19 protein-coding genes are annotated in these 23034 nt (G+C 56.1%); 6 read left to right on the forward strand and 13 right to left on the reverse strand.

The features are described from left to right. Positions 1–39: 39 nt before the first annotated feature. The 3 genes from GOW16_RS19230 to GOW16_RS19240 all read right to left on the reverse strand — a co-directional run bounded on the left by GOW16_RS19230 (position 40) and on the right by GOW16_RS19240 (position 4443). Positions 40–1605: an ABC transporter substrate-binding protein gene (locus GOW16_RS19230; RefSeq protein WP_170418502.1), complete on the reverse strand. Its 1566-nt coding sequence runs from the start codon at positions 1603–1605 to the stop codon at positions 40–42. Positions 1606–1731: 126 nt separating this feature from the next. Then, positions 1732–3312 carry an ABC transporter substrate-binding protein gene (locus GOW16_RS19235; protein ID WP_170418506.1) on the reverse strand — a complete coding sequence of 527 codons (1581 nt, stop codon included), beginning with the start codon at positions 3310–3312 and terminating at the stop codon, positions 1732–1734. A 159-nt stretch (positions 3313–3471) separates the two neighbouring features. Then, entirely contained in the window at positions 3472–4443 is a 972-nt protein-coding gene (locus GOW16_RS19240) for an alpha/beta hydrolase (RefSeq protein ID WP_170418509.1), read from the reverse strand. A gap of 150 nt (positions 4444–4593) precedes the next feature. Here GOW16_RS19240 and GOW16_RS19245 point away from each other — a divergent pair, with 150 nt between their 5' ends. The 6 genes from GOW16_RS19245 (at position 4594) to GOW16_RS19270 (ending at position 10398) form a co-directional block, all read left to right on the forward strand. After that, positions 4594–5586 (forward strand): alpha/beta fold hydrolase, encoded by a 993-nt coding sequence (locus GOW16_RS19245; RefSeq protein WP_170418513.1) that lies wholly within the window; start codon positions 4594–4596, stop codon positions 5584–5586. Further along, a complete protein-coding gene (locus tag GOW16_RS19250) occupies positions 5583–7070 on the forward strand; it encodes an FAD-binding oxidoreductase (RefSeq protein WP_170418516.1) in 1488 nt (495 codons plus the stop codon). Before GOW16_RS19245 ends, GOW16_RS19250 begins: the two co-directional genes overlap by 4 nt. Continuing rightward, positions 7067–7477 (forward strand): hypothetical protein, encoded by a 411-nt coding sequence (locus tag GOW16_RS19255; protein ID WP_170418519.1) that lies wholly within the window; start codon positions 7067–7069, stop codon positions 7475–7477. Before GOW16_RS19250 ends, GOW16_RS19255 begins: the two co-directional genes overlap by 4 nt. After that, entirely contained in the window at positions 7474–8526 is a 1053-nt protein-coding gene (locus GOW16_RS19260) for a hypothetical protein (RefSeq protein ID WP_170418522.1), read from the forward strand. Before GOW16_RS19255 ends, GOW16_RS19260 begins: the two co-directional genes overlap by 4 nt. Beyond that, positions 8516–8800, forward strand: a complete 285-nt coding sequence (locus tag GOW16_RS19265; protein WP_170418525.1) for a hypothetical protein — start codon at positions 8516–8518, stop codon at positions 8798–8800. Before GOW16_RS19260 ends, GOW16_RS19265 begins: the two co-directional genes overlap by 11 nt. A gap of 437 nt (positions 8801–9237) precedes the next feature. Next, positions 9238–10398 carry a nucleotide sugar dehydrogenase gene (locus GOW16_RS19270; protein WP_170418528.1) on the forward strand — a complete coding sequence of 387 codons (1161 nt, stop codon included), beginning with the start codon at positions 9238–9240 and terminating at the stop codon, positions 10396–10398. 183 nt (positions 10399–10581) lie between these two features. Here GOW16_RS19270 and tviB read toward each other — a convergent pair whose 3' ends face one another. The 10 genes from tviB to GOW16_RS19320 form a co-directional block, all read right to left on the reverse strand. Then, on the reverse strand, positions 10582–11880 hold the full coding sequence (gene tviB / locus GOW16_RS19275; RefSeq protein WP_170418531.1) for a Vi polysaccharide biosynthesis UDP-N-acetylglucosamine C-6 dehydrogenase TviB: 1299 nt from the start codon (positions 11878–11880) through the stop codon (positions 10582–10584). After that, the gene (locus GOW16_RS19280) at positions 11873–12889 is read right to left on the reverse strand and encodes an NAD-dependent epimerase/dehydratase family protein (protein WP_368039940.1); all 1017 of its coding nucleotides are present in this window, start codon (positions 12887–12889) and stop codon (positions 11873–11875) included. Before GOW16_RS19280 ends, tviB begins: the two co-directional genes overlap by 8 nt. 680 nt (positions 12890–13569) lie before the next feature. Continuing rightward, a complete protein-coding gene (locus tag GOW16_RS19285) occupies positions 13570–14985 on the reverse strand; it encodes a polysaccharide biosynthesis/export family protein (protein ID WP_170418538.1) in 1416 nt (471 codons plus the stop codon). Then, positions 14975–15616, reverse strand: coding sequence for a YjbF family lipoprotein (locus GOW16_RS19290; protein ID WP_170418541.1), 642 nt, complete (start codon positions 15614–15616; stop codon positions 14975–14977). Before GOW16_RS19290 ends, GOW16_RS19285 begins: the two co-directional genes overlap by 11 nt. Continuing rightward, positions 15613–17664: a YjbH domain-containing protein gene (locus GOW16_RS19295; protein ID WP_368039941.1), complete on the reverse strand. Its 2052-nt coding sequence runs from the start codon at positions 17662–17664 to the stop codon at positions 15613–15615. Before GOW16_RS19295 ends, GOW16_RS19290 begins: the two co-directional genes overlap by 4 nt. A 310-nt stretch (positions 17665–17974) precedes the next feature. After that, positions 17975–18640 (reverse strand): sugar transferase, encoded by a 666-nt coding sequence (locus GOW16_RS19300; RefSeq protein ID WP_170418545.1) that lies wholly within the window; start codon positions 18638–18640, stop codon positions 17975–17977. Positions 18641–19157: 517 nt separating this feature from the next. After that, a complete protein-coding gene (locus GOW16_RS19305) occupies positions 19158–19427 on the reverse strand; it encodes a spike base protein, RCAP_Rcc01079 family (RefSeq protein WP_170418548.1) in 270 nt (89 codons plus the stop codon). A gap of 95 nt (positions 19428–19522) precedes the next feature. After that, a complete protein-coding gene (locus GOW16_RS19310; protein ID WP_170418552.1) occupies positions 19523–20971 on the reverse strand; it encodes a mannose-1-phosphate guanylyltransferase/mannose-6-phosphate isomerase in 1449 nt (482 codons plus the stop codon). 253 nt (positions 20972–21224) lie between these two features. Beyond that, the gene (locus tag GOW16_RS19315) at positions 21225–21956 is read right to left on the reverse strand and encodes a metallophosphoesterase family protein (RefSeq protein ID WP_170418555.1); all 732 of its coding nucleotides are present in this window, start codon (positions 21954–21956) and stop codon (positions 21225–21227) included. 113 nt (positions 21957–22069) lie between these two features. Beyond that, positions 22070–22474: a hypothetical protein gene (locus tag GOW16_RS19320; protein ID WP_254429848.1), complete on the reverse strand. Its 405-nt coding sequence runs from the start codon at positions 22472–22474 to the stop codon at positions 22070–22072. Positions 22475–23034: the final 560 nt, after the last annotated feature.

The following is a 23034-nucleotide window of genomic DNA, read 5'->3' on the forward strand; positions in this document are numbered from 1 at the left end:
AGCCGTTCCGGTCCGCGCCAATCCCAAAATCAAGCGCCTTCAGTTCACCGTCACCCAGCGCAGCAAAAAGAAGTTGTCGGGGCGTTGTGTCAGCTCGATATTGCTGCGTGTTCCCCAGACCAAAGGCTGCACGTACATCGGCACATAGACCTGTTCGTCCTGAATGATCTGGGTCACCTCATCTAGCATGGCCTGACGCTTGGTCTGATCCAGTTCGGATTGGATGGCTGGCAGCAACTCGTCTACACGCGCGTTCGAGAACCCACCGAAGTTCCAGCTGCCCAGTTTTTTCTCTTCGTTTGGCGTCGCGACCAAAAAGCGAACAGGGTGTTCGGCGTCAAAGGTACCCGGGCTCCAGCCCAGCAGGTACATGTCATAGTTGTCTTCGCGCAGCTCGGGCCAGTAGTTGCGCACCGGCATCGCATCCAGTTCCGCCGTGATCCCGATCTGTGCCAGCATGCTCACGACAGCCTGACAGACAGCCTCGTCATTCAGATAACGGTCATTGGGGCATTTCAGCCCGAACGAGAACCCGTCCGCATATCCGGCTTCGGCCAGCAGAGCCTTTGCGGCTTCGACATCAAATGCCGGGCGTTCGGCATGGGCCGATGAATAGCCGCTCATGGCTGGGCTCACCAATTGCGATGCCGCCTCGGCGTTACCGCGCATGATGGTGGCCAGAATGGCATCTACATTCACGGCCTGTGCCACCGCCTTACGCACACGTGGATCGCGGAACGGGTTCGGCTTGCCCGCATCGTCTGTGTATTTCAGCGTCTCGGCCTCATGATCAAAGCCCAGCATGATTACGCGGGCCTCGATCCCCTGAATGACCTCGACATCGCCGTCTTCCTGCAACCGCGCGACGTCCTGGATTGGCACCGGATTGATCATATCAACGTCGCCCGACAACAGTGCCGCTACAGCGGTGGCCGGGTTCTGGATCGGGTTAAACTCGGCGCGCGTGATATTGTGTTCGACGTCTCCCCACCAACCCTCGTGGGGCTCCAATACGGTTTTCAGACCCGGCTCGCGCTCGGTGACCTTGAATGCCCCAGTGCCATTGGCATTGATGGTCGCAAAATTTCCGGCCTCTTTGTCCGGAACGGCGGCATCATTGGCTTCGGTCCAGCCCTGATCCATTATCATCCAGTTGGCAATCGAGGATGGGAACAACGGGTTCGGCGCTGTCGTCATGATGTCGACGGTGTAGTCATCGACCACGATGACCTCACTGACCGGCGCAAACCAGCTACGCGTATCCGCGGCCTCGCCCGAGGCACGCTGATAGCTGAACAGAACATCCTGCGCGTCAAATGTGCTGCCATCATGAAAGGTTACACCCTCGCGCAGCTTAAATCGCCAGCCGTCGCCCTCTCCAATCGGTTCCCAGCTGACGGCCAGGGCAGGCTGAACGCTCATATCCTTGTCGCGCCGAACCAGTCCTTCGTAGACGTTGTTAAGAAATCCCAGAACCGGGGCCGAATTGACCGCGTGCGGGTCCATGGTTTGCGGGTCCGTGGTGGAAGCCCATTTGAAATCTGCAGCCTGAACACTGGTGGTAGCCAGCATTGCAATGCCAATGGCGCTGTTCCTGAGGATCATTGTCATGTCTCCCTGTTTCTGGGGCCGAGTTTTCTTGGTTTTTGCCGCATGCGCAAGGAAATCTCAGATCGCAACAAAAAACAGGGCGCGAAAATCGCGCCCTGTCTGATCGTCAAAAGTTCTGACTTATTTAATGGTGAAGTATTTGACCTTGGGCTGGTCTTCGGCATCCACTTCGATGCCAACACCGTCGGCCATGCCCCAGTTCAGAACCTGGTGGTGAATGGGGATGTACAGCGCTTCGTCCTGCACCACACGCCAAATGTCGGCGATGTCAGCATTCCGGGCGTCCAGGTCGGTATTCGACGCGAGCGACTTGATCTTCGAGTCCAGCGCGTCGTCCTGATAGCCGGTTCCGTTCCATGTGCCGATGTCGTCTTCGCGACCGTGGACAAGGAAGTTGAAGATGTATTCCGAGTCATATGTCGGAACACCCCAACCCAGCATGTAGAAGTCAGTCTTGCCGTCGGTGATCAGCGGGAAGTGCTGTGCCTTGGGCTTGGCGTCCAGATTTACGGTCACGCCGATCTGGCCCAGCATGCCAACGGCCGCCTGACAGATCGCTTCGTCGTTAATGTAGCGATCGTTCGGGCAGTCCAGACGCAGCGAGAAGCCATCGGGATAACCAGCCTCGGCCATCAGCTCTTTAGCCTTTTCCAGGTTCGTGGCTGACTCGCCGTCCATCGCTTCGGTCCAGCCGTTCACGAAGGGCGGTGCAATCATACCTGCGGGCTGCGACTGGCCGCGCATCACGACCTGCTTGATCGCATCACGGTTGATCGCCATCGACATCGCCTGACGCACACGCACATCGGCCAGAGGATTCTTGCCGTCTACGTTGTCCGCTTCGATGTCATCCGAACCCTGGTTCATACCAAAGAAGATCACACGGTTCTGCGGGGCTTGCTTGACCATCAGGCCATCGGCGCCATTGACCCGGTCAATGTCTTGCACCGGCATATCCTGCAGGAAGTTCACCTCACCCGACAGCATCGCAGCAACGCGGGTCGCAGCGTTCTGGATGGGGGTATAGACAATCTCGGTCACTTCCATCGGGAACTGGTCGATGCCCCAATAGTTGTCGTTGCGCACCATCACGGTTTTGACGTCAGGCTCGCGGCTCTGAAGGACGTAAGGGCCCGTACCGTTGGCATTGGTCGTGGCATAGGTGATCTCGCCGCCTTCGAAATCCTGCACATTGACTGTGTCATTCGCCTCGGCCCAGCCCTTGTCCAGAATGAACAGGTTGGTCAGGTTCGATGGCAGGATCGGGTTCGGACCGTCGGTAACGATCTCGACGGTGTAATCGTCAACCGCACGCACTTCGGTGATCGAACCGATCAGCTCTTTCATGTCCGAATTGGGTTGCTTGGCCCGTTCAAAGCTGAACACCACGTCTTCGGCGTTGAAGTCTGCGCCGTCATGGAATTTCACGCCCTCGCGCAGCTTGAAAACCCAGACATTCGGGTCATCAGCCTTGGGACCCCACTCGGTCGCCAGCGCAGGTTCAAACGCGCCTGTTACGTCGCGGATGATCAGCGGCTCGTACATCTGGTGCCGTATTGTGTGTGACGGACCTTCGTTTTGCGAGTGCGGATCCAGTGTCAGCGCATCACCAGCACGTGCCCATCGCAGCGTTTCCGCCGATGCGGCGCCCGCCATCAATGCGGTCGCACTGGCAGCGATCATCAGGTTCTTCAGGTTCATTATGGTCTCCCCGTTTTTCGTTAGCACCGTTCCACGGAACGGCAGACCGATTTTGACGGTCATGGTGATGCTGATAATCCAGATCATTCTGGCGGTTGCAACACCAGATTGTGAACTATCTGGATTTCCGATCAAAATTGAAAAGCCCGAATACCGGGTTCAGCGCAGAATGACCGACCGCTGATGGGGATCATCTGGGAAAACGCGCCCGGATTGGACGCATTGAAAAATATGCTGGAATACCAGACCAGCCTCGCCGCCCGGCGAAACCGGACCAAAATACTTGTGACCGGTAGGCGTGTCATAGGCCGTATTGATATCGTCGCAATCAACCTGAAATATGTTGTGCGGGGTTCGGTCGATGTTCTCTGGCCCAGTATGACCCAACCGGCGAGACGCAACTTTGTTCCTGAGGTTTGCCGCCTTGCTGGCCCGCAACGCCAGATCGTCAGAGGCGAAATAGACAACCACATTCCGCGAAGCGTGGCTGACCAGCACACCGGGCTCATTTTCATGTACGGATTCATTGACGACATCTGCGGCGACCATGAAGGTATTGCGAAACAACAGGGGCACGCCCGACGCCAGATCGTACCGATCCCATTCTATCAGCGTTTGGCGCAAAACCCGATTGCCCATCGAATGCGCCAGAAGGTTGATCCGTTTCAAACACGGATCTGTTTCGGGCTCGTTGTCGGGACTGTCACGCCATTCCATGAACCGCTCCAGCACCCGTGCAAAGGAAAACCCGCTCTGGTCTGCGGATTTCTGGTCATCCCAGTATTTCTGAACGATCCCTTGCTTGGCATCGCTGGGCCAGATCAGCGGCAACACCATCACTTCCCCCGGTTGGGCCTGATCGCACAGGCGCTGAAGCTCGGCTGTTGTTTCGAACACATCCTCGGGCAGGTTGTTGAACCCGTGAAGATACAACAGGATCTGGCGGCGATCGCTGTCACGAACGCGCCGCAAGAGCTCTTTGCTGGTGATTTCGGTGTGATGTTCGTCTTCGCCCTTTTCACAATAAAACACTGAGTTTGAAGGCGCGTTATTGTCCAGATCAAATGTAAATCGGCGTCCTTTGCGGGTGCGGATACTTTGGGTCGGGAATCTGTTTGTTATAAAAAGCATGAAAAAGCCCTCTTGATCAGGATGAACAGATCCTAACAAGCCAACCTGACGCTGTCAGCTTAGGCGATGGTCGGAAACGCCGTTCAAACCCCAAACAAGTCAGGATTTCCGTGGCTTGCAAAATTTCTTCAGTCAATAATCTAATACAGCATGAAATTGTTTCTTAAGGTTGTACTCTCGGGCATCTTGCTCGTCAGCTTAGTGCTGATCGGTTTTCGACTGGCTGCAGGTGCACGCGAAGTCGGCAACCTGCGTGCTGAATTGCCAAAAGAGGGTCGACTGGTTGCAACGACCGAAGGCGCCGTGTTTCTGTTGGAACAGGGGCCCAGCGATACCCCCACAGTTCTTTTTGCCCACGGAACGGCGGCGTGGTCGGGTTTGTGGCGACCGACATTGGATGCAGTGGCAGAGGCCGGATTTCACGCAATCGCATTTGACATGCCCCCATTTGGTTGGTCCGAACACGCTGAAAAAGGGGATTACAGCCGGGTCAGGCAATCCGACCGTGTCATTGGTTTGCTCGAAGCTCTCGACCGCAAACCGATTGTTGTGGCCCATTCCATCGGTGCCGGTCCCATCAGCGAAGCCGTCATGCGCCGCCCGGATCTGGTTTCCGGCCTTGTGGTCGTCAGCGGTGCCATTGCGCTGGGCGGGCACGAAACCGCCAAGTCCACACCCATTTTCCTGCGCAATCAGGCTGTTCGCGAGCATTTAGTATCGGCCACGGTTTCAAACCCGCTATTGACCCGGCAGTTCCTACGAAGCTTTCTTTTCAACAAAGATGCAGCTTCGCCGGAAATCGTGGCGGTGTTGCAAGAACCTATGCAACGTGAGGGATACACGAGGGCCGTGGCACATTGGCTGCCGCAGCTTTTCTTGGCACCGCAAGACGCGATGAGTACGCGGCCTAAAAACTGGCGGGATCTTAAATTGCCGGTGGGCTTGATCTGGGGACAGGAAGATACTGTAACACCCGTTGAACAAGCTGGGCACCTGGCTGCTTTGGTACCTGATGCGCAACTTGTGATCTTGCAGGGCGTCGGACATATTCCGCAGATTGAAGACCCTTCGGCCTTTCAGGACGCACTGACGGAAATGCTCCAAAATATTTCAGACAGGAATTTTCAAGAGGCGGACTCATGAAGACATTCACCAGAAGGGCCGCGCTGTTTGCGGCCGGTGGCGTGGCAGGTTGGGGGCTTTCAAATTGGCTGGGACCGAATTTGCCTGTCTACGAGGGAACAAAGCGCACTGCGCCCACGGCGGACCCCAACATCATGAACGATGCCAGCGGGTTGTCACCGACACCCGTTCACCAGCACATTGTGATGAGTGAGGATGCCGGAGACGCGCTGATTACATCCATCCGCAATGAACTTGCGCAGGCAAAGACACAAGGACGGCCCGTCAATGTGGGCGCAGCCAGACATTCGATGGGCGGGCAGGCTATTCCGAGAAACGGTATCGCGATCACCTTCGACAACGGCGCAGTCCAGATCGACAGCACGGCGCAATCCTATCTGGCCCATGCCGGTGCGCGCTGGTCACAAGTAATATCGACGCTAGACCCGTCGGGATGGTCGCCAAAGGTGATGCAGTCCAACCACGACTTTGGAGTCGCTGCTACCTATTCGGTCAACGCTCATGGTTGGCCAGTTCCATTTGGCCCAATGGGGTCAACTGTTCGATCCCTCCGCATGATCCTGCCCTCGGGCGATCTTGTCACTTGCTCACCCAGCGAAAACGCCGATCTCTTCAATCTCGCTATGGGCGGGTATGGGCTGATCGGAGTAGTTGTCGATCTTGAGGTCGAGATGGTTCCGAACACGCGGTTAGCACCGGCCTTTGAGGTCATGGATGCAGGATCGTTTGCCAGTGCTTTTCAAGCCGCGATCAATGATCCTGCGGTGACAATGGCCTATGGCAGACTCAACGTCGAGAGGGACACGTTCTTTCAAAAGGCTCTGCTGGTGACTTACCGGGAAAGCGTGAACCAGACTGAGCTGCCACCCGCAACGGGCTCGGGCTGGATGTCCCACGCAGCCAGTCGTCTCTATCGGGCGCAACTGGGCAACGAGGCCTTCAAAACCTTCCGCTGGTGGAACGAAACCAAACTGGGGCCGATGCTGGGCGGAGGGGAAGCGACCCGAAACTCGTTAATCAACGAACCCGTGATCACGTTGGATGACCGCAATCCGGACCGCACCGACATTCTGCACGAGTACTTCGTCGGGTTCGACGCGTTTGGCGATTTTCTCTCCGCCTGCCGTGAAGTGATCCCGGCCTCGTATCAGGAATTCCTGAACGTCACGCTGCGATATGTGGGGCAAGACGATCAGGCGGTGCTGTCCTTCGCTTCCGAACCTCGGATCGCAGCAGTGATGTCCTTCAGCCAGGAAATGACCCAGCGGGGCGAGGCTGATATGACCCGCATGACGCAGACTCTGATCGACCGGATCGTCGAGATTGGCGGCGCATACTACCTGCCCTACCGCCCGCATGCGACGCTGGATCAATTGACCAATGCCTATCCGCGGGTTGCCGAGTTTGTACAGGCCAAACGCGAATTGGATCCGCAACTTGTACTGACGAACAACCTTTGGGACAGCTATCTGGGGCGCCTATGACCAATCTGCAAAAACTCTGTCTGGTATATTTCGTCGCGCTGATGATCGCTGCGTCGCTCAACTACATCCCCGGCCTGACGGATGAAAACGGCCTCGCCTTTGGCATTTTTGCGCTGGATATCTATGATGACGCGCTTCACGTGGCATCGGCTTTGTGGGCCTTAGCTGCAGGGCTAATTTCGCATCGGGCCGCGCGGATATTCCTGATCCTGTTCGGTTTGGCCTATCTCGGTGATGGCATCTTTGGATTTTTCACCGGCTATGGCTATCTGGATTTGGGTATCTTTACCAATCAATCCGCAGGAATTGACCTGTCGCTTGGTCGGTTCTTAGCCAACCTGCCCCATCTGGCACTGGGCGGGATTGCCGCATGGGCCGGGCTGCGGGATGCGAGCCGCGCCGCATGAGGTTTTTGTGGAGATGGGCACGGCGACTGGTGCTTTTGCTGGTCGTCATCGGGATCGGTCTGGCCGCTCCGGTACTTTATGTCGAAACGATGTGCCGGGGCGATGGTACGCCCGAACCTTACGAGGCCCTGATCGACGCCGATTACCACCGGCCGGAATCCCGCACGCTGATGACCTATCCAGAATGGCACATCGTTCATGCCTACGAAGACTATGCAAAGACTCTAAAACAGGGCGATCCACACGATTATGGCTTTCTGAGCGGTATTGCCGGATTCTGGACGTCGCTTTGCGCCTTGTCCGAAACAGCCTCGGCTCATGGCGGTATTGATGGCGGCACCAAACAGATGGTCTATGTGATCGGAACCAGCTTTACCGCCGAGTTGGCGCTCAAAGCGGCTTACGAAGAAACGATTGGGCGCGTGTTTGTTGCATTGCGCGGGCCGCAGCGCGCGCAGCTGGACGATCTGTCGGCACAGCAGGCAACAAAATACGCGGCGTTTCTGCAGCAAGTTCCGTGGTACAAATGGCCGTTCTCGGAAGATGCCCAAAGCCTGCGCGATCACCCGGGCGACACGTTGCGAGACAACGAAAGGCGTGCGGCGCTTGGCCTGGAATACGCCGTCAAGGACGCTTATGCCGGAGTGATCGAGCAAGCCGTAGCGCAGGTTGGTGCAGATGAATTGACATTGCGCATGATCGTGACCGCTACAACAGCACCAGATCTCGTTGCCTATACAGACGTCCGAACCATAGGCTCTAACAATGGGCAGTTTGAGATCGAAACGCCCCGTTATCGCGCGCTTACGAAGCTGCTGAAGCGGATGGCCTTGGACGGTGTGGACGTGTTGGAAATGGCCGGAAACGACGAAATTCTCTTTACGGCGATCTCGGATCGGCCCTCGGTCGACGGCGCAATATTCAGCGCACAAAGGCAAGGGTTCGGCGACTACCGCCACCTGATCGTAGTGAAAGTTCCACATCTAATGCAGCGGTTGCGGGAAATGGAAGGTACCGATCTACGGCTGGAGCATATTCATGACTATTAGATCCGTCCTGGTCGCCTTGCCGCTTTTGTTTGTGGGTTGGCTGGCCACGCTGGCAATTGTCGCCCTCCTGACTGACGAAGCCCCGGCCTATGTCGTGGTTTTCCCTCAGGGCACCTTGATGCAAAACATGCCCAAGGACGTATCGGTGCTTGCAGCCTCACAATTCAGCGTCACCGTGGCATCCGATACCACAGAGTTTGCAAAATCGCTTTACGGGTTGGGTGCCCGGCTTGTACTCCCGGCGGGTCTGCCTGGTTGCCTTCCACTGCCCTAGTGCGTGGTATTTTTCCTTGCAGGCAATATCAACGCCGGTCGTTCCTTCGGCCAAATCGCAATTCATACGACCGGATCAGAAATCGCAGGTCCCGCCGTTGACCTTAGAACCGGCGCGGAAATCGAGAAACGTAAACCCAGTTCATCACATCCCGACCACAGGCGTGGTAATCGCCCCATAAATCTTAACACAAGGACAGGTTGCGAAACACTAAGACCTTCATCTCGATCCGCGTTCATTTATGCCGCGTGCGGGATTTTGACGTTACTGAAAACACGTACTTTGCTTCCCTGCCGGGCAAAAGTTTCCTGTCCCATACCCGCCGAAACACGGCGTTTTCCCCAAATGTTGTGTTCGAGGTGGAGATACCCCTATACACTCACCAAGCTATGAATAAGGCGGGTTTCGAACCGCTTTTTAAGAGTGAGGGCAGAGGAATGAAAATTGCTGTTGCGGGCCTGGGCTATGTTGGCCTGTCCAACGCTGTTTTGTTGGCGCAAAATCATGATGTCACAGCGATAGACATCTCGGCGGACCGTGTTCAGATGGTAAATTCCGGCCAATGCCCGATTGTCGACGCCGAACTGGAGGACTTTCTTGCAAGCCGAAAGCTCTCGCTCAGGGCGACTACGGAGCCAACCTACGAAGACGCCGAATTCGTCATCGTGGCGACACCCACGAACTATGATCCCAGGTCCAACTATTTCAACACATCCAGCGTCGAGGACGTGATCCGGCAAGTGAATTCAGTCAACCCCGATGCTACGATTGTTATCAAATCAACTATCCCGGTGGGCTACGTCCAGTCCCTGCGCACCGAACTGAATAGTGAACAGTTTCTATTTTCTCCGGAATTCCTGCGTGAGGGGCACGCGCTTTATGACAATTTGCATCCGTCCCGCATAATCGTTGGCGAACGTTCGGAGCGGGCACGGGTCTTTGCGGACCTGTTGCTTGAAGGAGCGGAATCAAAGGATGTACAGGTCTTGTTCACCGACCCTGATGAGGCCGAAGCGATCAAACTGTTCGCCAATACATTCCTGGCAATGCGGGTAGCCTTCTTTAACGAATTGGACAGCTACGCGATGGCCGGCGGTATGAACACACGCCAGATTATCGAAGGCGTCTCGTTGGATCCTCGCATCGGCGAACATTACAACAATCCGTCGTTCGGGTATGGAGGCTATTGCCTGCCCAAAGATACCAAACAACTTTTGGCCAACTACAATCACGTTCCGCAAAACCTTATCCGCGCGATTGTAGACGCCAACCGGACCCGGAAAGATTTTCTGGCGGACCAAATTTTGATGAAGGGTCCGAGCGTGGTGGGCATTCACCGGTTGGTCATGAAAGCAGGCAGCGACAATTTCCGCCAATCCTCGATTCAGGGCATCATGAAGCGCCTGAAAGCCAAAGGCGTCGAGGTCATCGTTTATGAACCGACGCTAGAGGACGAAGAGTTTTACCGTTCGCGAGTTGTGCAGGATCTGGACGCCTTCAAGGCCGAAGCTGACCTGATCGTCACCAACCGATTCAACCCGGAACTTGAGGACGTCGCGGCCAAAGTGTTCACACGCGATTTGTTCGGCGCGGACTAAAAGTTCCGCCGAAAAAGCTACCTGGGCGGTGATAGATTCCACCGGACACAACAGATCGTTGATCACGAGCAAAACGGCTTCCAACCGTTCACTTCGTTTTTCTGGCCGGATCTTGTACTGGCCATTAACTGAACAGCCAATCCCGCGACACGAAAGCTCAACTGGGCCATGACTTCGACCTATTTACAGTCGAAGGTCTGACTCGGAGGCTTCAAAGACGGACTTGAGATCGAATAAGACCGCCCCTTCTTTTCCAAGTTTGCGTAAGGCTGTCGGACCCATTTCGCAGAATTCGTTATGCGCGACAGCCAGGATGAGCCCATCATATACCCCCACAGCAGGGTCTCGCGTCAGGGAAAGGTTGTATTCTACCTTAGCTTCGTCAGCATCTGCCCAAGGATCGTGGACATCAACTTCAACACCGTATTCCTGCAATTCAGCAATCACATCCACAACGCGCGTGTTGCGCAGGTCGGGGCAATTCTCCTTGAACGTCAGGCCCAGTAAAAGAACCCGAGCGCCCTGAACGTGGATGCGCTGACGCAACAGAGCTTTGATCAGTTGTTTGGCTACGTATGCGCCCATTCCGTCATTAACGCGGCGCCCTGCCAGGATGATCTGCGGGTGGTACCCGATCGATTCTGCCTTATGAGTCAGGTAGTAGGGGTCAACACCGACACAATGCCCACCGACAAGGCCCGGACGGAATGGCAGGAAGTTCCATTTGGTACCTGCGGCCTCAAGCACAGCGTCGGTGTCGATCCCCATCTGGTTAAAAATCACGGAAAGCTCGTTGATCAGGGCAATATTGAGATCACGCTGGGTGTTCTCGATTACCTTGGAAGCCTCGGCCACGCGGATTGAGGCCGCTTTGTGTGTCCCGGCTTCAATGATCGAGGCATATAGCCTATCAACGAAATCAGCGACCTCGGGGGTCGAGCCCGAGGTGACCTTGGTGATCTTGGTCAAGCGATGCGTTTTGTCGCCAGGGTTAATGCGCTCGGGGCTGTAGCCTGCAAAAAAGTCCTTGTTGAACCGCAAGCCTGACACAGCTTCGAGCACCGGCACACAATCTTCTTCGGTTGCGCCGGGATAGACTGTTGATTCATAGACCACGATATCGCCGGACTTGAGTACCTTGCCGATACCTTCCGAAGCTTTGATCAACGGCGTCAGATCAGGGCGTTTGTGCACATCAATCGGGGTCGGAACGGTAACGAGATAGACATTGCAGTCAGCAATATCCTCAAGCGCACTTGTGAAACTCAGATGTTTTGCGCTCGTAAGCTCGTCGTCTTCGACCTCGAGGGTCGAATCATGTCCGGCCCGCAGTGCATCAATGCGGCGGGCGTTGATGTCGAAGCCGATGACCGGTCGGTGCTTACCGAATTCGACAGCAAGCGGCAGGCCAACATAGCCCAAGCCGATAACGGCAATTTTGGTCGAGCCTAGAGAGAATGACAGCAGTGTAGCTTCAGACATTGTAATACTCGCGGTACCAATCAACAAATCGAGCTATTCCATCACGGAAATCCGTTTGCGGGCGATATCCTGTCAGACTTTGCAACAGCGATGCATCGGCCCAGGTCGCTGGGACATCGCCCTTCTGCATCGGCATGTAATTTCTGATTGCTTTCTTTCCCAGCACGTCCTCGATCGCATCGACGAAATCCAACAGCCGGACCTTGTCAGAGTTCCCGATGTTGACGACGCGATACGGTGCAACCGGCGACAGGCTGTCCCCTTCAGGAACGACCCCGTCTTCTGGTCTTTCCGGCACAGCGTCGATCAGCAAACGAATTCCGCGCACCAAGTCGTCAACGTAGGTAAAATCACGATACATGTCGCCATGATTGTAGATATCAATTGGACGATCTTCGATCATGGCAGAAACGAATTTATAAAGCGCAAGATCAGGTCGTCCCCAAGTCCCATACACGGTGAAGAAACGGAACATCGTGGTCGGAAGGTTCCAAAGATGCGCATAGGAATGCGCCATGCTTTCATTGGCCTTCTTCGTTGCCGCATAAATGGTAAGCTGCGTGTCGGCCTTTTCCATTTCCGTGAACGGCATTTCGGTATTCGCGCCATAGACCGAGGACGTCGATGCCATCAGCAGGTGCTTTACTTCAAGCCGACGCGCCGCTTCCATCACGTTGAAGGTGCCGATCACGTTCGAATCCAAGTAGCTGCGAGGGTTCTCGAGGCTGTAGCGAACGCCGGCCTGCCCAGCGAGATGCACAATAACATCAGGCTGGAATTCGTCGGCAAGCTGATCGAATTTGGCTTGATCCTCAAGCATTCCCTCGGTCGCAGAGAACCCGGAATTCTGCAGCAGTATCGCGTGCCGTCTCTGCTTTAAAGTGACGTCGTAGTAGTCCGTCATCCCGTCGTAGCCATGCACCCGGAAGCCTTCTACCAGAAGCAGTTTGGCCAAATGGAAGCCAATGAATCCGGCGGTGCCGGTAATGAGTACTTTGCGTTGAGTCACTTTGGGACCAATCTCCATTCAAGATCCAAACGAGTCGGCATATGGATCATCGACTTTCAGTTCCATACAATGCGCCCCGATCTCTTCCAACTTCCGCACCTGCAACGCGCGGATCAGCGTAGCCATTCGACAGGTTTTATCAAAAGTCCAAACACAATCGTGCCAGTATTTGCCAAGGCTCGTAGAAACATGTCCGGGACCGCTGGAAAAAGCCGAAGCACGCGAATACTTGCAATTTCCGGAAGCTCATTTCGCTTGCTGGTCATTTGGTATTATCTCAGGCTACCGCGCAAGGCCGACCCAAAGGGCGCCGATTGAATATCAGTCGATTTTTCAAGTCGCTCGGACTTGAGCGCTACCAAACGCCACGCCTGCACACAAGTCGCAATGTTCGGTGGTCATGACTTTTCAAAGGACCCATGTGGCCAGCCAAGCTCATTGTTTAGACGAAATGAACACAGCTCCGTTTGACCACATTCCGTGGCATTGCGCAGTGTGATTTCGACAATACTTCAGTTGCTGCCAACCCATCCAAGTCTGTGCTTTTGAGGTTTTGTTTTTGACGTTCATCTACCGATTGCAGGGTTTCAGAATACCGCAGGAGCGTTTCGGAGGTGGTGGCGGCAAAGTCGCCTCTGGATGTTTGCGCACCGCCTCAGGTATCCGGCGGTGCTCTTTTGTTAGTTAACGGCCGCGTTGATTGGTGTTGTGATGAGGGATGGAACGATCTGGCTGACGGTTCTGCCCCATTTTGTGACCGGGTTTTCTGCGATGAAGATGATGTCGTTTGATCGCAGTTCAAACTGTGCGGCGAGTGTAAGATGCGCGGCGTTTTTGGTGTCGAGGTGCCAGGCGGTGACGGCGCCGAGTTCGCGGGGGTCCTGTGCGGCGCGCAGGACGTAAACCTCGGAGGCGTCGCCGGTTTCCTTGGCCACACCGCCACCGGTGTCAAAGAGCGCGTCGGCCAGGGTAGCTTTGTGGTTGAAGGGCAAGGGATAGCGGCCCTGGGTGCGGACCTCGCCTGACAGGTAGACATAGTCGCGGTCGACGGCATCCAGTTCGATGGACTGGAGGAAATTGTCGCGGCGCTCATTGAGGTCATCGCGGCGCAGATTGACCGCCGTGTTCAGTTCCTGCAAGGCAGTCTGGCGGCCCTCGAGCACGGTGTCGCGCAGCTGGATCTGCTGGGCAAAGTAGCGCTCGGCACGGTCCAGATCATAGTCGGTATCCACAAAGACCGAGTCATTGGCGATCAGGTTGAGGTTCTGCAACTCGGTACGTGAATAAAGATCTTCCAGCGGGATCTGATAGACCTGCCCGTCGCGGTAGAGGCGCACCGAGGAGTTGTCGATATCGCTGACCGAGACGGATCCGGCGGCCGACAGCGCCTCGCCCAGGGTCAGCTGGGTCAGGGTGATCGGCTGCACGCCGGGCTGGCCAACGGCACCGCCGACCGAAACGCGGCGCGAGTTGAACTCGGCGATCTCGAGGCTAAAGGTGGGGTCGATCTGGTTTTCCACCAGACGCTGGAACAGCAGCGCCTCGGCCTCGTCCACGGTCAGGTCGACCAGCCGGACGCGGCCGACATCGGGGATGTTGATCGATCCGTCATCCTGAACGGTATAGCCGTTGCGGCTGTTCTGCGCGGCCAGAAGGCCCGACAACTCTCCGGCCGTTCCTTGCGTGGACGGGGTCGACAACACCAGCACGTCGCCGATGCCGATGGTGTAAGGCCCCGGGTTGACCTGGGGCGGCGGGTCCAACTGCAGCCCGGCGCGTGATCCGTCCTGGGTCGAGGGTGCTTCGGGCAGCGGGCCGGTGCCGCGCAGGCTGGTGCTGGAACCCGAGCCGGCGGACAGTCCGAACACCGATGGCAGGGTCTTGGGAGCATAAGGCGAGCGGTTGGCCACCAGTACCGTTTCCGGTGTCACCGGCACAACGCGGACCTTGCCGGCGTCCGAGACGCCCGCCGTCACCGAGGGGCTGCGGTAGATGGTCGAGCATCCGGTGATCAGGCCGGTCAGGGCCAGCGCACTGAGGAAAAGTGGGATATGGCGCACAATACGTCCTCCACGGGTCAGAAACTTAACTGTCATCGGGCACCACCTTTATGAACATGTTGCCCAGAAACGGCCCGGTCCATTGCGAGGACTGGACGATCCGGCCGGTGCTGTTGCGCACCCAGTAAACGTTGGTGAAACGATCCGCCACCCCATAGCAATCCTCTTGCCGTTTTGCCGTGGCGACGGGTGTGCCACGCAGCACGACGGTGTCAGAACCCGCTTGGGTGATCCGGCATTTATAAGCGCGCAGGTCGATCTCGTCATTGCCATTGAGAAAGCTGTGGAACCGTTCGACCTGACCGCTGCCACCGCCCAGAACCAGATCGGCGCTCTGGCGGACATCCGACCCGCTCAGACCGCCGCCAAAGCCCAGGGCCGAGGTCAGCATGCCCTGCTCCAGCGTGATGGTGGCACCATCCGCGGTCAGCCAGGTCTGCACCCCGGCGCGCTCGGTCTCCAACAGCATGACCCCGGCCAGATCACGGGTCGGAAAGCCAACCTCGAGCCGGGGTGGGATCGGGCGGCGCGCGGCCAGCGCTTCGGCGCGCGGATTGAACCGGGGCGCGTTGGGAAACAGCGTCCCCTTGAGCAGGTCGACATCTTCCTGCGCTTCACCGCAGGAGATCAGCGCCAGGGCCAGCAGGCAGGTGCGCAGGGCCTTCATCGCCAGAACCTCCCCCAGCCGCGGGACAGGTCCTGCGTGCGCGCCTCGCGGGTCACGCCGTAAAGCCGGTTGCGCACGTTCAGCCGTGCGCCGCCATCGCGCAGGACGGGTCGGATGGTCTGCGCGATCTTGTTGCGCGACGGGCGCCCGGTCAGCCACGAAACGGGGATCTCCAACCGGACGCCTTTGTCGAACGACCCCTCGCCGAACTCCTCGGAGCTGACATTGGTCAGGGTAAAGAACGCGCCCACCTTGAAGCCGTTGTTGAACTCGCGATCCAGCGTGAAGGTAGCCCCATAGTCCCCGGCCAGATACCGCCCGACATCGACCTGCGCGTGATACTCGCCCGGCAGATCGTAATAGGCCGAGACATGCCCGGTGAAGACGTTGTAATCCTGAAAACCGAACAGCACGTCAAAGTCACGTTGGGCCACATAGTTGGCCTCGGCCCCAAGGGCCAGACGGCTGTCGGTGGGATACCACAAAAGCTCGGACGAAAGCCCGCCGAACATGGTCTCGAGGTAACCCAGCGTGGTGCGGGCATAGAGGTTCTCGCCGGGGCGCCACATATACTCGGCGGTCATATGCTCGACCCGCAGATTGGATTCGCGCGCATAGATCGCCCAGTCCGAGCGCACATGCGGCAAGGTCGAGTCCGAGACACGGGTACTGTCATCCAGCGTACTGAAGATCTTCTGGCGCAGGCCGGTCGAGAAGGTCAGGCCCGGCGACAGGGTGTAATCCAGCTCCAGCGCGGCGCCCAGCTCGTATCGCAGCGGGTCGTCGGGATCAAAGAACGAGAAGTTCAGATAGGGGCCGAACCGATATGAGAAATGCGGATAGGCATCACTCAGGATACCCCCCTGCACCAGCGGCAGCGTGTCCGAGACCTCGGCCCGGGCAAAGCTGCGCCAGGCATTGTCGGGGTCATGTTCCAGCTCATAAAGGTCATCACGATTGACGCGCACCGCACTCAGCGGCACGCCGTTCGACATCAGCGCGATGTCGAAATGTTCGCTCTGGGGCGGCTGTTCATTGGCCAGCACGCGGGCGGTCCGGCCAAGGGCCTGCGCAGCCTGGTTATAGCGGTTGTTCTCGACCCCGATGCGGACCGTGTCGCCGGTCTCGGACAGGTAGACCAGCCGCAGCCCTTCCTGGTTCAGCGCAGCCTGCATCCGCGCCCGGATATCCTCCGAGCCCCGCCCGGCCGTTGTCGCTGCGACCTGCGCCTCGGGCTGTAACGGCGGAGGGGCAGCACCCTGCCCGCCCGGCGTCACCGCTTTGCGCGGATTGACGAAATAGCTGTAGGTCAGCCCCAGCGACTCGCCATAAAGCACAGAGGCTGTCAGCTGCGACCCGTTTTTGAACCGGTACTGCGCACCCACATTGATCGGTGATTTGACCCGGAAACTGTCTTCGACGGCTTCCTGCGTATAAAGATCGGGGGAATACTCGGCCAGAAAGGTCAGCCGGTCGTTATATTGCCAGCTGACACCGCCGAACAGGGCGGCATCGCCACGGAACCAGTTGCCAAATTCCAGCTCACCCCCCTCACCGTTCGAGTTGGGCGGGGGCCGCGTATCGAACCGGCTTCCGAATATGCCCAGCGGATTCGAGAACGCGCCGCGTCCGGCCATGCGCCCCCAGCCGATGCCCCCGGTCAGCTTGAACCGGTCACGAAACGTCTTGGTGGCCACGAAATACTCGGCCGCATACACACCGGTGCCGCCAAAGTCGCGTAACCCCATCACGATCGCCGGGCCATTCCTGCTTTCTTCACGCAGCCGGAAATGCACGTCGAAACTGCGGTCATACAAGGTGGTGCCGGGCCCTCGGAGCCTGTCGATGAAAGCATAGCGGAAACTGCCATGCACCCAAGGCAGCAACTGAAAGGTCATCGTCGCCCGACCGGTATTCCGCAGCCCCGCCGCGGTGAACACCAGCTCGCCGTCATCGAACATCTCGGCTGTCGGGATCTCAAGCAGACCGGGGGTGCCATAGGTGGACACAGACTGCGCCTGCGCCATGCCCGTCGCAACAGCGCACACCAAAGCCAACAGGCTTTTCCGCCTCAAAAATACCGCTCGAATCTTCACGTGCTTTATCGCTTTTTTAGGACGACGACCTAAACGCTTTCCCGCAGAACGTCTTGCCTCAATGTTACGGAAGGCGCATTTCTTTTGTGTTTGTGGTGAAAATGCAATTTTTTTGTGCCTTAAAAAAGGCCGCGATTGCGATCAAATCAACCAAAAGGCGACCCATCCGACCGCGTCATCCCAGACCAAATGCCGCTACGCCATCCATCCCAAAACGCAGCACATCAAACTCACCTTAAACGCGAAAAAAACAAAACAAAAATCAAGCACCACCCCGACGTAACATAACGGAAAGCGTGCGCCATACGATCCGTGCCTCCATAGAAAGGCTGGAATTGGCAATGTAGTAAAGGTCTGCCTGTACTTTGCGACGGGTTGCATCCGTGCCTTCGATATACCCCAACTCGACCTGCGCCCAGCCGCTGATCCCGAGGCGAACAACGTGGCGCTCCTGGTATCCTGGCACTTGGGACAAATACTCACGGGCATGCTCGATATAGTCCGGACGAGGGCCCACCAAGCTCATGTCACCCTTAAAAACATTTATTATCTGCGGCAATTCATCCAGCCGGGTTTTGCGAAGAAACCGACCCAGAGGCGTGATCCGGTCTTCTTCCAAAGGACAATCCGCACCCCGATCAATTTTCTGAGCAGGACGCATCGAACGAAACTTATAAGCCGTAAAGGGCGTACAATCACGGCCCATGCGCTCTTGTGCGAAGAACAATGGACCCTTGTTCCAGAATGGGTTCAGGATCAGCAATGCGGCTCCACACAGAATGGCAAGAGGCAGCAGGAAGATCGTGCTAACGAAAAGATCAAAGCCGCGTTTAGCAAGGTGAAAGAGGATCGTCGGGGCCGCACGTGAAGACTCAGCTGTAACAGCGGAGTCGCGAAGCTGCGGGTCAGTAAAGTTAAAGTCAAACATAACCGCTCAAACACATTACTAAATTTTCAGTCAAATTTCAGATGAAGAACTCATCTGGCGTTCATCGTTTAGTAACTTTTCTATGATTCCGTCAAATGAATAATTTAAATTTGAGTATATTTTCTTTTGACCGCTCATATTGGGCTCAGGACCGGTCAAAAATTTGCATTCTAAAGCGAAATCCGCACCGCAAACGCGGCATCGCAAAACAATTTTATTCGGGTTTAGCCTGCTAGCCTTAGGCGCTGCCGAACAAGATTTCGGGTCAGTTCCTGATGAGTGCAAACTTCTTGATTCCAAACCATTTTCGAAGTTCGACAATTGGCTCTTTTGGTAAATGGAAGGCGCATCGCCCTGAACGCAGCTGGCCACCGGTAAATGAACTGCGATGGAGAGACGGGCTTTGTCGGCGCCAATTTAATACCGCTGCTAAATATGCTGGTCACAACAGATCAGTAATGCCCGCCCAGGACCGCGCGGGATGGGCGAGCGATTTTCAAACATTATTGGATCTGCCTTACGCCAAAACCAAAGCGTGAACACCGCTTGCCGTAGTCCCGGTCGCGTGTACACGAATTGCGCCGACGGGCAGGATTGAGAAGTCAGCCACCTGAACGGTGCGGGTTTCGCCCTGTACAGTGGTAAAGACGACCGCACCGCCAGTTTCGACGTAAAGCCCGATTGCCACATCGGCCAGATCAGATGAGTCCGAAGCTACTACGGGGACAATGTCGCGCGCAGGTCCAGCAAGGCTGGAAACTCGGTCGTTGAATGGATTGGTCGTCATGGTGCTGTCTCGCTGTCTGTGTCAGTCAGCGGAAAACTAGACAGAGCGGCTTAACGACCCGATAGACCACCGCACGTTGCTTTCCATCTTGCAGTTCAGCCTTTCGCGCCCTGCCCGCGCGCATAAATGTCTTCGTATCGGACGATATCGTCTTCGCCCAAGTAGCTTCCGGTTTGAACCTCGATCAGGACCATCGGCACTTGGCCGGGGTTTTCCATTCGGTGGACGGCACCAAGCGGAATGTAGACAGATTGATTTTCGGTGAGCAGTTGCTCGCGATCATCAATTGTCACCCGGGCCGTACCCTCAACTACGATCCAGTGTTCCGAGCGGTGGAAATGGCTTTGCAGGCTAAGGGATGCGCCGGGGTGAACGTGAATGCGCTTAACCTGGAAGCGATCCCCGACTACCAGGCTTTCAAACCATCCCCAGGGGCGATGATCCTTCGGGAAATCCGTGGCCTGTGCAGCCCCCTTTTCCTTGAGGGCGCTAACAGCCCTTTTGACGTCTTGTGCACGCGACGTATCTGCAACCAGCACCGCGTCATTCATCGCGACGGCAATGATGTTTTCCAACCCGATGCCCACGATTTCCAACTGTTCGCTGTCCGAGCGTAACAGTGTGTTCTGGCAATCGATCGCCGTTGCGCCTTCGCTTGTTACTACGCCCTGCGTGTCAGGGCCGCTTTCGCGCCACACTGCATCCCAACCGCCCAGATCTGACCAGGCGGCGTCAAATGGCACTACAGACAGGTTGGTTGCTTTTTCCATGACTGCGTAGTCGATGGATATATCCTCGGCCTGTGCCCAGCTGTTGGGATTCAGGCGCAAGAACCCGAGGTCGGGTTCCGCTGTTTCCACGGCCGCCTTTACCGGTTCCATCAGATCCGGTGCGTGCGCTTTAAAGGCCGCAATGATATCCGCCGCGCGGAACAGGAATATCCCCGCGTTCCACTTGTAGTTTCCGGCTTCCAACATTTCGGACGCTCTGGCGAGATCGGGTTTTTCAACAAAGCGCTTCAATGGAACCGGAGCCCCATCACCGCCTGGTACCGCAGCAAGTTCTAGGTATCCATAGGCGGTTTCAGGGTGGGTAGGAGTGATCCCAAACGTCACCAGCTGGCCTTGGTCGACGGCATCCAAACCCCGCTCTACTGCGGCGTGAAAGGCCTCCGCATCCGGAACAACATGATCCGATGGCGCGACTAAAAGAACTGCAGCGTTATCTTTGGAATAGGCATGAAGTGCAGCCGCAAGAACGGCTGGGGCTGTATTGCGCCCCTCGGGCTCGATCATGATCGTACCGGGGTCAATTCCGATTGCTTGTAGTTGTTCTGTCACAATAAATCGAAAATCCGAATTGGTCAGAACCAGCGGGGCTGTAAACTCCAATCCCCCGCTTTTGCCTGACAACCGGCGGGCGGACGCCTGAAACAACGTCTCATTACCTACAAGTGGAACAAATTGCTTCGGATAGCTCTTTCGAGATAGTGGCCACAGGCGCGTGCCGGAGCCTCCGCAAAGAAGGACAGGGCTGATCAGCATAAAAAGCTCAATAATTTGACGCGGTTCCTATTGCTCCTAGTCAAGTTGGCTTGTTCTGACAAGGCCAGCGACTAGTTTGCCCAGAAAAAGAAGCCTGGTGTGCCCCGATCGTTAGACTGGGAAAACTGAGCAGGCCGTCACTAAAACTTGGGCTGAATCTATGGTTTCAGTTTCGAATAAAGCCGACAAAAGTGATTTATTGGGTGGGGTGGAACACTGGCCTGGAACAGAAACCAATTTGGCAGGCAACCTTTCAAGGACGGGCGCGGATAAACCTAGGTTCGCCTCCGTCAAGGCAAACCGCGCTTAAAACGCCGGTCGCAAAAGCTCCGGTATCAATCGCGATCCGCCCATGTTGCGCGCTGGCTTCGTCGACGATCGTATGGCCGTACACGACCCAGACACCGTCGCGACGATCAACCGTTCTGAACTCTGGGTGGCCCCACATTAATGTTTCTGCTGATTGCTGATCCGGTGCTGTTTGGGGATTTGCACCTGCATGCGTGGTCAGGACATTACCGGAATAGTCAAAGACCTTCAATTCATGCACCCAGTTGACTAGTGCTGGGCCCATAGCTGCCAACAGGTTGTCACGGCTATCGGTTAGCTCAGCCTCGCTCATCTCGGCGCGCACGCTTCGTACACCGAAGGACGCCAAGGTTTGCAGGCCGCCATAACGCAACCAGCGCGGACCGTATTTTCCGGGGTCGCGCAGGAAATCCAGCATCATGTCTTCGTGGTTTCCTTTCAGACAAGTGAAACCCGAATACCCCATGAGCAGGCGCAAGACGTCCGCGCTGTTTTCTCCGCGGTCGACATAGTCACCAACAAGCATGACACGATGGTCTTGGGGAATTTTAGGAAGCAGCTTTTCCAACTGAGAAATACAGCCATGCACATCCCCAATAATGCAGATCGGGTCTTCCGGCGCAGGCGGTAGAAAAGACGACCGGCGCCGATAGCGTTGAAACAGGGATGCCAGCACTTTTGATAGATCTCCTAGGTGGCAGTGTTATCAGGGTCACCACAGTATTTAGGTGCCACAAAGAAAGAACCAAGGCGTCATATCCCTACGCAACTGCTTGTACAAGCCCTGGCTCAGGCAGTTCGACAAGCGGGGATACCCAAACGGATAATCTCAGAGCCTTTTATTTTGTGAACTCCGTTTATTCGATTGCGACCTTTGTCCATGAACCATTTTCTGAGAGGTTCTGGATAGTAGTCAGCCATCACCTGACTGAAGTATTCAAAGTCAGCGGGGGCCAGACGACGACCGCTGCGCGAGGGTCCGTGAAAACCGAATGTCGTATTGGGATCAACGCAGGTTCCCGGCAGTCCCAGGAACATCGTACAGGTTGAATAGCAGACCCGGCCACGGATCTCGACGCGGATTCCGTTGCGCTGCAGGTTTTCCAATTCGATCAGCCGGTCGTGCAGGTACCCGCCGCGGTCACTTTTGACGACCATCGAATGTTGGGCATTTGCAGGGGATAGAATGGCCATTGCCGCCGTCAGAACTCCGGAAACTGATTTGAAAATCATGGCCCTAATAGTTTGGCCTTTGGTTTTTTGATACGCTCTCGGTTGTACTCTGTGTGGTCCAAAAGACTTATAGGTTCCCAGCATTACCTAAGCTCCGATTCCGGTTGTGAACCGGACCAGAGCTAGACAGCAGAGATGCGTTGGACGTGCGCCCAGCGTGTCCAAATTATGTTTTAAATCAATGTTTTAATGTTGTTTTTAATAAATTTACTACCTGCTATGCAGGATCAGATTCGCATCGAGCACCGTTGATCGGAAATCGGCCTATCACGTCTTGCATCGGCTCCGGACCCTTTGGGATGTTTTGAAACGCTCGACCTTTGGTGCTTCCAGTTTCATTTTTGTAGGTTGAGCGGGTTATTTGTTTTGATTGCGGGAGTAGGATTTGAACCTTAGGTCGTGCGCTTTGCGCGTTCGTTGGGTGATCGATTCACTGGATCGATCACTATTCCTCCTCACCCTTCAGGTTATTGGTCTGCGGAGGTGAGGATGTTAAGTGATTGATCCTGGGGATCAATTGT

Origin of the sequence: Ruegeria atlantica (assembly GCF_013033965.1) — a bacterium.
Classification (GTDB): Bacteria; Pseudomonadota; Alphaproteobacteria; order Rhodobacterales; family Rhodobacteraceae; genus Ruegeria; species Ruegeria atlantica_D.